The 12265-nt window shown below is 68.8% G+C and carries 10 protein-coding genes; 6 read left to right on the forward strand and 4 right to left on the reverse strand.

The features are described from left to right. From GPY60_RS01810 to GPY60_RS01825, 4 genes are all read left to right on the forward strand, one after another. Entirely contained in the window at window positions 1–1059 is a 1059-nt protein-coding gene (locus GPY60_RS01810) for an acyl-CoA dehydrogenase family protein (RefSeq protein ID WP_156685856.1), read from the forward strand. Window positions 1060–1072: 13 nt separating this feature from the next. Beyond that, the gene (locus GPY60_RS01815; RefSeq protein ID WP_156685857.1) at window positions 1073–2266 is read left to right on the forward strand and encodes an acyl-CoA dehydrogenase family protein; all 1194 of its coding nucleotides are present in this window, start codon (window positions 1073–1075) and stop codon (window positions 2264–2266) included. Between the two features lie 232 nt (window positions 2267–2498). After that, window positions 2499–5246 carry a helix-turn-helix transcriptional regulator gene (locus GPY60_RS01820; RefSeq protein ID WP_255457204.1) on the forward strand — a complete coding sequence of 916 codons (2748 nt, stop codon included), beginning with the start codon at window positions 2499–2501 and terminating at the stop codon, window positions 5244–5246. A 52-nt stretch (window positions 5247–5298) separates the two neighbouring features. Beyond that, the gene (locus tag GPY60_RS01825; protein WP_156685859.1) at window positions 5299–5595 is read left to right on the forward strand and encodes a hypothetical protein; all 297 of its coding nucleotides are present in this window, start codon (window positions 5299–5301) and stop codon (window positions 5593–5595) included. A 132-nt stretch (window positions 5596–5727) separates the two neighbouring features. Here the strand turns inward: GPY60_RS01825 and GPY60_RS01830 are convergent, their stop codons facing one another. The 4 genes from GPY60_RS01830 to GPY60_RS01845 form a co-directional block, all read right to left on the reverse strand. Beyond that, a complete protein-coding gene (locus GPY60_RS01830) occupies window positions 5728–6939 on the reverse strand; it encodes a CaiB/BaiF CoA transferase family protein (RefSeq protein WP_156686026.1) in 1212 nt (403 codons plus the stop codon). 22 nt (window positions 6940–6961) lie between these two features. Next, window positions 6962–8152: a cytochrome P450 gene (locus GPY60_RS01835; protein ID WP_156685860.1), complete on the reverse strand. Its 1191-nt coding sequence runs from the start codon at window positions 8150–8152 to the stop codon at window positions 6962–6964. Window positions 8153–8258: 106 nt separating this feature from the next. After that, window positions 8259–9911, reverse strand: coding sequence for an acyl-CoA synthetase (locus tag GPY60_RS01840; RefSeq protein WP_156685861.1), 1653 nt, complete (start codon window positions 9909–9911; stop codon window positions 8259–8261). An 8-nt stretch (window positions 9912–9919) separates the two neighbouring features. Beyond that, on the reverse strand, window positions 9920–10537 hold the full coding sequence (locus GPY60_RS01845; RefSeq protein ID WP_156685862.1) for a PaaI family thioesterase: 618 nt from the start codon (window positions 10535–10537) through the stop codon (window positions 9920–9922). Between the two features lie 246 nt (window positions 10538–10783). Between GPY60_RS01845 and GPY60_RS01850 the strand changes: the two genes are divergently transcribed. Together GPY60_RS01850 and GPY60_RS01855 are read left to right on the forward strand one after the other, a co-directional pair. Continuing rightward, window positions 10784–11899 (forward strand): PHB depolymerase family esterase, encoded by a 1116-nt coding sequence (locus tag GPY60_RS01850; RefSeq protein WP_156685863.1) that lies wholly within the window; start codon window positions 10784–10786, stop codon window positions 11897–11899. Further along, window positions 11896–12249, forward strand: coding sequence for a nuclear transport factor 2 family protein (locus GPY60_RS01855; RefSeq protein ID WP_156685864.1), 354 nt, complete (start codon window positions 11896–11898; stop codon window positions 12247–12249). Before GPY60_RS01850 ends, GPY60_RS01855 begins: the two co-directional genes overlap by 4 nt. Window positions 12250–12265: the final 16 nt, after the last annotated feature.

Below are 12265 nucleotides of genomic sequence, written 5' to 3' on the forward strand. Positions count from 1 at the left end.
ATGGACCGCTTCGAGCTGCGCCGGCTGGACTACAGTTTGTCCGACGATCACGTGGATCTGCAGAACGCCTACAAACAGTTCTTCAAGACGCACTGCCCGATCGAAACCGTAAGGGCCGCAGAGCGATCCGGATTCGACAAGAGCCTCTGGGAGCGGTTGTGCGCGATGGGCGCCACCACCATGGCGCTACCGGAGTCGTGCGGCGGCGACGGTGCGACGCTGGTCGACCTCACCCTGGTGGCCGAAGAGATCGGGCGTTCGCTGGCACCGGTTCCATGGATCGACCACGTATGCGCCGCGCGGTTGCTCGGCCGCCTGGGGGCGCTGGGCGGCGAGACGGCCGGCGTCCTCGCCGGAGAGCAGATCGCCGGCCTCGACGCGCGGCTCGACGATCCGGCCGGCAGCCGGCTGGTCCCGACGGGGGCGATCGCCGACCACATCGTGATCCTCGAGGGTGACCAGGTGATCCGACTGACCTTCGCTGCCCGCCCGGACCGGGTGGACAACATCGGCCGGCTGCCGATGGCGTGGGTGGACCCCGCCACCGCGGACGCCCGCACGGTGGTTGCCCAAGGTCCCGATGCGGTCGCGAATTACGAGCGGGCGGTGGACGAGTGGCGTTTGTTGACCGCCGCCGCGCTGGTAGGTCTGGTCGAGGAGACGATGACCATCGCGTCCGAATTCGCCAAGAGCCGGTACACGTTGGGCGTTCCCATCTCGACGCTGCAGGCCATCTCACACCCCCTCGCCAACATGGCGATCACCGTGGAGGGCGGTCGCAACCTCGCCCGCCGGGCCGCGTGGTTCCTCGACAACGAACCGGATGAACGGCCCGAGTTGGCACCGTCGGCCTTCGTGTTCATGGCCGAGGAGGCCGCCAAGGCGGCGACCATGGCGGTGCATATTCAAGGCGGCCTTGGTGTTTCGTCCGAAGCGGCGGCGACGGCATACCTGGTTCGCGCCCGCGGATGGCCGCTGGCCGGCGGCGACCCCGGCCTCGCCGCGCGGCGGGTCGCCGGGATCGTGACCGCCCGCGAGAGCGCAGCGCAGACGGCGTAGGACAGGAGCCACCATGGATTTCTCCCGGGTCGAGCTGTCCGACGAGGATCGGGCCTTCCGCGACGAAGTGCGTGACTTTCTCGGCACCCATGTCACCGAGGAAGTCAGGCGACGAGACCGCGAGACGGGCGACAACTTCGACGAGGGCCTGCATCTGAAGTTCGGCGCCGCCGGGTATCTCGAGGCGGAGTGGAAGCCGGAGTCCGAGGGCGGGTTCAGCCGGGTGCGGCGCCGCATCTGGGAACTGGAGAAACGGCGGGCGCATGTGCCGTGGGTGACGTGGGGGACCACCGCCATGGTGGCGCGCTCGGTCGCCCGGTTCGGATCGCCGGAACTGCGCGACGAGGTGCTCCCCAGGGTCTTCAGTGGCGAGGTTCGCCTCTGCCTGGGCTATACGGAGCCCGAAGGGGGCTCCGACATCGCCACGTGCAAGACGCGCGCGGTGCGGGACGGGTCGAGCTGGGTGATCAACGGCTCCAAGATGTTCACCACCGGAGCGCACAACTGCCAGTACGTCTTCCTGATCACCAACACCGCACCCGACGCACCGAAACACAAGAGCCTCACCATGTTCCTGGTTCCGCTCGATACGCCGGGCATCGCCATCCAGGGCATCCGAACGGTCGACGGCGACCGCACCAACATCGTCTACTACAGCGACGTCCGCGTCGACGACAAGTATCGGTTGGGTGACGTGAACGCGGGCTGGACCGTGCTGCGGGAGCCGCTGAACGTCGAACACGGTGCCGTCGCGGCGGCGCCGGACGGGCTGCAGGACACCTCGATCATGATGCACCAGGCCATGTCCCTGGCCGCCGCGGTCGACAGGGCGGTGTCGGGGGTGGTCTTGGCCGATCCGGGCGGCCGCAGGCTCATCGACGACGGGTCGGTGGCGTATCGGCTCGGCCGCAGCATCGCCCGCCTCGAGGTCGCGCTGTCGGCGCCCAGCATCTTCGGCCGGGTCGCCATCGCCCAGACGATGCGCGACATCTCGCCGGACCTGATGGACATCCACGGCGCGGCGGCCGCGCTACCTTTCGGGACCGACGGCGCCGCCGACGACGGCAGCGCCGAATACGCCTACCGTTTCGCACCGCTGGTGGGCATCTACGGCGGCACGCTCGAGGTGTTCCGCAACATGATCGCGCAGTACGTGCTCGGACTCGGCAAGCCGAATTACTCCGCCCCGGCGAAGCCGACGTCCTGAGTCGCCGCTCGGCTCCACGGCGCCGACGCCGCTGAATCAGCTTTCCGGGTGTCGATCGCCACTGCGTCGCCGCTGCTTCGCTGATAGGCTCTCCTCGGGCCACAGCAAACATCGAAGGGCGTCGACATGGGTGGGGGTACGCGGTGTCGGCGCAGTGCGCACGCAGGTAGGTCGCCGATCGTTTTGGTGCTTCCACCCGGCGGTTGACGCTTTGTCGACGGTCTCCCAGCACGTGGTCACCCGGCGGGCGGAAGCCCGAGCGGTGAGTGAGGTTCTCGACACCGCGCTTGACGCGCCCACCGCGCTCGTGATCGAAGGTGAGCCGGGGATCGGCAAGACCACGTTGTGGCTTTGGGCCTGCGAGGAGGCGCGCGGCCGGGAGTTTCGGGTGTTGTCGGCGCGCGCCGCGGCGGCCGAGTCGGTACTGGCTTACACCGCGTTGGCGGATCTGATGCGGGCGGTCGACGAGGACGTGTGGGCCGACCTGCCGGCGCCGCAGCGCCATGGCTTGGACGCGGCGTTACTGCGCTGCCAGGGCGACGTGCCCGACGCCGATTCCAGGGCGGTGGCGGCGGGATTCCTGGCCGTCATCAACCGGATGGCCGCGCGGAGTCCCGTACTGGTAGCGATCGACGACCTGCAGTGGCTGGATGCGTCCAGCGCGAACGTGGTGGCGTTTGCGGCGCGGCGGCTCCCCGCGGGGGCGGCGTTGCTGTGCACGACGCGCAGTGAGGCCTCGTGGTTGCAGCTACCTACCCCCGACGCTGTGCGTCGGGTCAAGGTGCAACCGCTCAAGATTGGTGAGTTGCACAAGGTGTTGACCGTTCGATTGGGACATCAGGTGCCACGGTCGGCGTTGCTGCGCATACACGAGATATGTGGTGGAAACGCTTTTTACGCCTTGGAATTGGCGCGTGAGCTCGGCACGTCGGAGGGCAACACGGAACTGGGTATGTCGAGCGGCCTCGGCGAGCTGGTCCGCACCAGGATCGGCCGCCTGGGCGACCAGGTCGAAGGGGTGCTGTTGGCGATCGCCAGCCTGCCCGACCCGACACTGCAACTGGTGGCCGAGGCCGTCGACACGACCCCCGATCGAGTTGTGCAGTTGCTCGAAAAGGCCGAAGCCCAAGAGGTGGTGGCGATTACGGGAAACCGGGTCCGTTTCACCCACCCCCTCCTGGCGCACGGCGTCTACAGCGCTGCCGCACCACGGCGGCGCCGTGCGATGCACCGGCGGCTTGCCGAGTTGCTCACCGAACCCGAGGTCCGCGCGCGCCATCTCGCCCTGTCCGCCACCACCGCGGATCCCGACACCCTGCAGGCACTCGACATGGCCGCGAAAAAGGCCCGCATGCGCGGGGCGCCGCTGGCCGCCGCCGAACTACTGGAATTGGCGCTCGGCCTAGGGGCGGACACACCGAAGCGCCGGATTCGATTGGCGCGCCACCAATTGGACGCCGGAAACCCCGCGCGGGCACGTGCCCTCCTCGAGGAGACGATCGAGACGCTGAACCGCGGCACGCTGCGGGCCGAGGCGCTGAGCACGCTGGCCGTGGTGGGTCTCTACGGCGACAGCTTCCTCGAGGCCACCGACTTCTTGGAGCGCGCCCTCGGTGAGGTCGGCGACCACATGCCGTTGCGGGTACAGATCCTGGTCAGCCTGTCGTTCACCTTGCTGAACACCGGTCATCTCGCTGCGGCGTTGGCTGTCGGCGAGGACGCGGTGACCTACGCCAAGCAGCTGGGGTACCCGCCGCTGCTGAGTCAGGCGTTGAGTCTCCTTGTCCACCTGCGCTTCCGGAACGGAGAGGGCCTCGACGAGGTCAGCCTCGAACATGCGATGCAGTTGGAGGACCGCGACGCGCAGATGCCTGCAGCATTGCGCCCGAGTGTGCAGAAGGCGCTGCTGCTCGGTTGGAGCGGCCAGTTCGACACCGCCTACGAGCAATTGGTGCGTCTCGGCCAGCGGTGTACCGAACGTGGCGAAGACAATGAGCTGATCCATGTGGCCTTCAACACCTTTCAGATCGAGACGTGGCGGGGAAATTTCCCCAACGCCACCGTGATCGCCGAAGACGCCATCGAACGTGCCATGCAGCTCGACAGCGAACTCGCCAACGGCACGGCCTTCACGATGCGGGCCACGCTCATGGCCTACGCCGGCCGCGAGGCCGAAGCGCGGGCCGATGCCGCCGCGGCGCTGGCGGCGAGCGGCGGGTGCGGCGCCCGCCTGCTGGGACTCTGGCCGCTGACCGCGTTGGTGTTCCTGGAGGTTTCGCTGGGGAATTACGAATCGGCGGTTGGCATCCTGCAACCCCTCCTGTCGAGCCTGGACCAGAACCCGGACGCGGCCGAGATAAGCGTCGCTTCCTTCGTCCCCGATGCCGTCGAAGCGCTGATCGCCCTGGGCCGGCTGGCCGACGCCGAGCCACTGGTGGAGCGGCTAGAGCGCAACGGTCGTCGACTGAGCAGGCCCTGGATGTTGGCCGTCGGCGCGCGGTGCCGTGCGATGTTGTTCGCCGCGCATGGTGATTCCGGCGCCGCGACTGCCGCGGCTGAGCTTGCGATGACCGAGCAGGAAAACCTGGACATGCCGTTCGAACGGGCCCGCACCCTGATGCTGTGGGGTCAGCTGATGCGTAGGCAACGCCGCCGCGACGCCGCGGCCGTGAGCTTGAGCGAGGCGCTGGCCGAGTTCGAGCGGCTCGGCACCCCGTTGTGGGCCAACCGCGTTCGGACCGAACTCGCCCGCGGGGTGTCGGGCGGCCGCCGCGGCCAGGGATTGACCCCGTCGCAGCATCGAGTGGCCGAGCTGGTCGCCAAAGGAATGAGCAACCGCGACATCGCCGCTGCGCTGTTCATCAGTCCGAAAACCGTCGAGGTCAATATCACCCACATCTATCGCAAGCTCGGCGTTCATTCCCGGATCGAGCTGCATCGAAAGTTCGCGTCCCCGGAGGGGTTCGACCCTCCCAAATAGTAGGGATATCCCCGATGAAATCCGTGGCCCCGGGGCAGTAGCGTTCGGGCGCATGGGAAGCGGTGAGCTCGGTATGGCGCCATTCCTTGTCGAGTGGTATGGCCACGCGGCGGGCGCCGGTTCCATCGGTGAGACGGCCGGCCGTATCAACGACGGAGCGGCCTCGGTCTTGGCCGACGGTGTCCGGATTCGGCTCCTGGTGGCGCTGGCCATCCCGACGGACGACTACGCCTTCGGCGTTTTCGCGGCCGAATCGGCGGACGCGGTCGCGCGGCTGTGCGCCGACGCGGGCGCGCCACCGGACCGGATCAGCGCAGCGGTCGGGTGGCTGCGTACGCCCGACCGCTGAAGGGTTGCGGCCAACGTTCGACTGGTGCTCGACAGTAGCCTCTTCGGCCGCGATAGAGGGATCGGACAGCGCGCCGCGAGGTTGAACCGTGACGTTGAGGGAGCTGACGTGACCGGCGGAATGCGCGATGGGTCAGGCGATCGCGCCCGACTCCTTCAGTTCGGCGATCCGATCCCAGTCCATGCCCATTTCCATCAGCACCAACTCGGTGTGCTCCGACGCCTGCGGCGCCCTCGTCGTCTCGAGCGGTTCGTGGTTAAACTGGACCGGACCGCGCACGACCTTGAACGGCGCGCCGCCCGCGGCGAGTTCGACCTCGGCGATCATGTCGTTGGCGATGGCCTGCTCGTCCTCGACGAGATCGAGGAGGCTCTGGAACGGCGCCCATTGGCCCTTCATCGTCTTGAGGTGCCGACGCCAGTAGTCAAAGGGCTTGGCGGCGAACGCCTTCGCGATCAATTCGGTGGCCGCGTCGGCGTTCTGGATCAGCGGGAGCACATCGGAGAAGCGCGGATCGTCGGCGGCCTCCGGGATGCCCAGGTGTTCGAAGGTGTCACGGATCAGGCCGGTGGGGCTGATGATGCACAGGTTGATGGTGCCTCCGTCGGAGGTCAGATAGTTGCCCATGAAGGGGTTCACCGACGCCCCGGTGCCCGGCATGGGCGTGCGCATGACCTGGCCGGTCTCCATGCCCTGCGTCAGGCTGGCCCCGGCCGCCCACCATGCCGTGCTGAGCAACGACACGTCGAGCTCCACGGCCTCGCCGGTGCGCTCGCGGTGCAACAACGCCGCCGAGATGCCGCCGGCGATGAACATGCCGCCGATGGAATCGCCGAACGCCGGAATGCCCTGTCCCAGTGCGCCGCCGAGCTCCTCGGGGGTAAGCGCGTAGCCGATGCCGCTGCGCGTCCAGAACACCGTCCCGTCGTAGCCGCCGACCTCGCGCTCGGGTCCCTTGTCGCCGTGCGCCGAACCGCGAGCGTAGATGATGTTCGGGTTCGCGGCGCGGATGTGCTCGACGTCGAACTTGTGCTTCTGCCGCTGCGCGGGCATGTAATTGGTGAGGAACACGTCGGAGGTCTTGGCCAGCTCGTAGATCACTTCCTGGCCGCCCGGCGTGGATACGTCGATCCCGACGCTGCGCTTGCCGCGATTGGGATGCTCCATCAGTGGATGCCGCTCCGGGTCGACCTGGATCCCACCCATGTTGAGGAAGCCACGCTGGGTGTCGCCGCGCAGCGGGTGCTCGACCTTGATGACGTCCGCACCCCAGTCGGCGAGGATGGCGCCCGCCGCGGGCACGAACGTGAACTGCGCGAGTTCCAGCACCCGGAATCCCGCCATGACCTTCACCATTGTGGGGACCCTACTTTGCTTCGAAGGTGACAGGAAGGGCCGTCGGGGAACGAAACGGCTGCCCGTGGATGTGCGGGTTGTCCTCGGTCAACAGGGTGACGTTGGTCAGCCGATTCAACAGGCACTCCAGCGCGACGCGGGTTTCTAGGCGCGCCAGGTGCAACCCGAGACACGTGTGCTCGCCGGCGGCGAACGAGATGTGCGGCAGGTGCTTGCGGAAGATGTCGAATTTCTCCGCGTGCTCCCAGCGCCGCTCGTCCCGGTTCGCCGAGCCGATGCACACGCCGACCACGGCCCGCGCCGGAAGCCGGACGCCCTCGAGCTCGGTGTCCTCCGTGGTGAACCGCTGCACGGTGGTCAGGGGCGTCTCGTAGCGCAGGCCCTCCTCGATGGCCCGGCCGATCAGCTCGCGGTTCGCCTGCACCGCCGCGAACTGGTCGGCGTGAGTGAGCAAGAGGTACAGGAGGTTTCCCGACGACCGGTAGGTGGTCTCGAGACCGGCGGGCAGCAGCAGCCGCAGGAAGGAGTAGATGGCTTCGTCGCTCAGCTTTTCGCCGTCGACCTCGGCGCTGACCAGGTCGCCGATGATGTCGTCGGTGGGCCTGGACTTGCGCCGCTCGATCTGTTCCGAGAAGTAGTCCTTTAGCGCCGCCGACGCTTCGAACGCCCGCTCGTAGTCGACGTGGTAGCTGATCAGTTCCACGGCGCGCTTGCGGAACATCGGCAGGTCTTCGGCCGGCAACCCGAGCAGCCGCGCGATGACGCGGGTGGGAAATTCGAGGGTGAATTGGCGCACCAGGTCGGCCTCGCCGGCGTCGAGGAAATCGTCGATCAGTCCGTCGCACACCGGCCGCACGACCGTTGGCTCCCACCGGGCGAGCGCCCGGGACTTGAATGCCGCCGACACCAGGTTGCGATGGTCGCGGTGCTTCTTCCCCTCCATCGCCAGGATGGTCGGCCCCATGAAGAGGCCGATCGTCTTGTCGTAGGGCCTGGACGTGAAGGTCCGCCCGTCGCGGAAGACCCTGTTCACCGCGTCGAACGACATCACCGAATACTCGTGCGCGGGCCGCAGCGCCGCGGGCGTCCTGGAATAGTCCATCACCGTCCCGCGGAAAGCCCCGGCCTGCCGGCGCTTGCAAGCGAAGAACGGGTAGGGATCCCGGAGGCTGACCGTCTCATCGTCGGCGCGGACGTCCATCGTATGATGCTACTGTAATTCTTACAGTAGACAACATGGCCAAGGATCACGACGCGAGTGCCGGGAACGCGTTGCGAAAGTCATTGCCGCGGAAGGGCGGATCCCGTCAGCCGTTGACCGCCTGCTCGCGGGCCCACCGGTAATCCGCCTTGCCCGACGGGCTGCGCTCGACGTGCGGTCGGAACACGACGGCCTTGGGAAGCTTGTACCGGGCCAGTGACCGACCGGCGTGTGCCACCAACTCGTCGGCGTCGGCGGCCGCGCCCTCGGCGAGCGCGACGACCGCGACCACCTCCTGACCCCAGCGTTCGCTGGGCCGGCCGGCCACCACCACGTCGGCAACCGCGGGATGGGACGCGATGGCCGTCTCGACCTCCTCGGCGAAGATCTTCTCGCCGCCGGAGTTGATCGTCACCGAGTCGCGGCCGAGCAGTTCGATGGTGCCGTCCTCGCGGTGGCGCGCGCGGTCGCCGGGAACCGCGTAGCGGACGCCCCCTATCACCGGGAACGTCGCCGCCGTCTTGGCGGCGTCGCCCTTGTACCCCAGCGGGACGTGCCCGCGTTGCGCCAGCCAGCCCATGCCGTCATGACCAGGCGGCAGTATGGCGGTCAGGTCCTCGGCCGCCACGAACGTGTCGGGCCCGGCGTTGAACGTGCCGGTGGACACCGCACCGCGCATCGACATGTGGTGCATCTGCGCGCCGGTCTCCGAGGACCCGACGCCGTCGACGACGATCGCGTTCGGCAAGGCTTCGATCAGGCGCTGCTTGACGAAGGGCGTCAGCAGGGCGCCCCCGTTGGCGACGACGGCCAACGACGACACGTCCGCCGCCCCTTGCTCGATGGCGGCGACCAAGGGACGAGCCATCGCGTCGCCGACCACGGTCACCACCGAGACACGTTCGCGCTCGATGGTGCGGACGACGTCCTCGGCGTCCAAATGATCGACGACCGAAGGGAAGACGACGGACTGGCCGGTGGTGAGGGCGGTCATCACCGTCCACTGCGCGGCGCCGTGCATCAGCGGCGGCAGCACCATCAGCTTGGTCCCCGGTCCGGCGGCCGCGGCCGCCGCGATTTCGTCGACGGACGCCGCGGGCTCGCCGGTGACCAGGTTGCGCCCACCGAAGGACGTCATGAAGATGTCGTGCTGGCGCCACAGCACGCCCTTGGGCATGCCGGTGGTGCCGCCGGTGTAGAGGACGTACAGGTCGTCGGGCGAGTGTTGCACCGGCGGGGGCTCCGGCGGCGTCGAGGCGATGACGCTCTCGTAATCGACTGCGCCGTCGAGCAGCTCGTTGCCCGACTCGTCGGCGATCTGGATCAGCACGCGCAGCCGCGGCAGGTCGGCGCGGATCTCGGCGACGCGCGGCGCGAACGCGGCGTGGTAGATCAGCGCGGTCGCCCCGGAGTCGGCGAGGAGATAGTGCAGCTCGGCCTTGACGTAGCGGAAGTTGACGTTGAACGGGGCGACGCGGGCGCCGAAGGCGCCGAGCAGCGCCTCGACGTACTCGTTGCCGTTGTAGGCGTAGATGCCGACCAGGTCCTGGCCTGCCTCGTGGCCGGCGAGGGCGGGGCGTTCGGCGTGGCAGCCCAGTCCGCGCGAGTGCAGATAGGAAGCGAGCCGGGTCGACCGCTCGACGACCTCCGCGTAGCTGAACCGGCGCTCGCCCTGGACCAGCAGATCGCGGTCCCCGATCGCCTCGGCGACAGCGCGGGCGACCGCGGGCACCGTGAATTGCGTTGCGCTCTCGGGCATCTTGCCTCTCAGGGCTGGTGGGGCAGCAGGCGGACCATCAGGCCGTCGGCCTCGCTGAGCAGCGTGCCGTCGGCGGCCGTCATCGTAGCCGAGATGAACACCTTCCTGCCCTCGACGCGACTGATGCGGCCCTGCGCCATCAGCGGCTCGTCGATCGGGGTGACGCTGCGGTAGTCCACGTGCAGGTAGGCGGTGCGAGTCGGGTGAATGCCTGCGGTGGACACCACCATTCCGAGCAGCCAGTCGTAGAACAACGGGATCATGCCGCCGTGCACGGCGTTGTTGCCGCCCACGTGGGAGCGGCTGAAGTGCCCGCGCATCGTCACCCCGTCCGCCGCGGCGTCGGTCATGGTCCACGGCGGCAGCAGCGGATGACCCAGTCCGGGCAGGTCGACGGCGCGACCCGCGGGGGCCCGCCCCTCCGGCACGCGCGGGCCGTCCAGCATCGCGCAGGCGTCCTCGACGTGCCGCGCCGCGGTCGCCCATGCCGATGGCGTGGGGTCGGTGGACACGGTGAGATCGTGCAGGCGGCGCAGGGCCGTGACGAAGCGGTCCAGTTCGGGGGGTGTGTCGCCGAGGGGTGTGACGACGGGAAACCGGTGTGTCCCGGGCGCGGTGTCGGTCATGGCCGCCCTCCGGTTCCCCACCGCGACACGGGTGGACACGAAACGGTGCCGCGGCAACACCCGGTGACGTCCCGGGGGAGGAGAACTTTCACGCCCGCGGCCCTTTCGATCGTTGATACTAAGCGCGTTACAGTATAGATTTCAGCAGGTCGGTCAGCGCGCGGCAAGGAGACAGATGACTGAGGCGCCCTGCGCCGACGCGCGCGTCGGCGCCGCTGAGGCGAGGTCGCGGGTCGGTTGCCAGGCATGCCGAGGGTGACATCCGGGCTGGGCGTGGCCAGGGACGCGGCGCGGGAGCTGCGCATGCTCGTGCCGCGCACGGTGGCCGGGCTGAACGAGTCCACGGGGTGGGCCCCGATCTCACCGCGCGGCGTCCGGCAGTTCGGTGAGGTCTTGCTGGACGAACTTGCGCTGAGCGGGTTTTCGCTCCTGGGCGGGAGCCCGGGGGCGCTGCGCCCGCTGGACGGCTGCACCGCGGCGGCCGACGAGTTGGCGGCGCTGGGCATAGACGGGGCGCACGCAGAGCCAAGGCCGCTGCGGGTGACGTCGACGCGCCGCCAACGCCTGCCGGGGCTGAGGTATGAGCGGGCGACCTTCGAGCACGACCCCGCGCTGCCGAGTTCGCTGAGCGAGTTCGGGGGCCCGGCGCGGGCGGTGGTGCACGTGTGCCGGCACCCCGGTGGTCCCAGGCCGTGGTTGATCTGGGTGCACGGCGCCGGCCAGGGCGGCACCGAGGACATGCTGCTCTCGCGGATCGGGCGGATTCACTACAAGCTGGGGTTCAACGTCGCGCTGCCGGTGCAACCGGGCCACGGCAGCCGGCGCCGCGAGTGGCCGGCTTACCCCGACATGGATCCCCTGGGCAACGTCGCGGGCATGATGCGCGCCGTTTCGGAGGTCCGGGCCGTGGTGCGGTGGGCGCAGCCGCAGGCAAAAGCCGTTGTGGTGGCCGGGATCTCGATGGGTACTCCGGTGGCCGCGCTGGTGTCGCACCTCGAGCGCGACGTCGACGCGGTCGCGCTGTACACGCCCATCCTCGGGCTCAACGCGATGATCGCGCGGCACTTGGGGCGCTGGGGCCAATCCCGGGACGACTTCCGGGACCTCCTGGCGTCGCCGGAGGTGGCCAAGCTGACGTCGGTGATCGACCCCCTGGCGGTCAATCCCGCCCCGCCGCCGCATCGGCGGCTGATCGTGGGGGCGTGGCACGACCGAATGGCGATGCGCGAGCCCGCCCTCGCGCTGCAGGAGCGGTGGGGCGGCGAGCTGTACTGGTACGACGGCAGCCATGTGGGCCACATCTTCTCCCGGCGGGTTCTGTCGGTCACCGAGCGGTTCCTGCGCGAGGTGGCCGACGGATGACCCGCGCCGCCCGCGAGGTCGTCGAGCTCTACAACCTGGTGGTGTGGAACGAGTGCGACCTCGAGCTGGCCGAGGAGTTGCTGGGCGACACCGTGATTCGTCACGAGGTGGGCCAAGTGCACACGTTGACCCACGCGGAGGCGGTCCAGCGGGTGGCGCAGGTATGGCAGCTCGTCGACGCGTTGCGCTTCGACTTGCGCGTGGTGGTGGACGGCGCGGACGGCGAGCACGTCGCCATCGTCTACGACTCCACCATGACGACCGGCGACGGAACCCACACCAACGTCGCCGGCATCGAGGTGTTCCGCGTCGTCGCGGGCAGGATCACCGAGGTGTGGAATTGCGGCTAACAGCAAGGAGTTTGGA

It is taken from the genome of Mycobacterium sp. Marseille-P9652 (genome assembly GCF_902652685.1).
Classification (GTDB): domain Bacteria; phylum Actinomycetota; class Actinomycetes; order Mycobacteriales; family Mycobacteriaceae; genus Mycobacterium.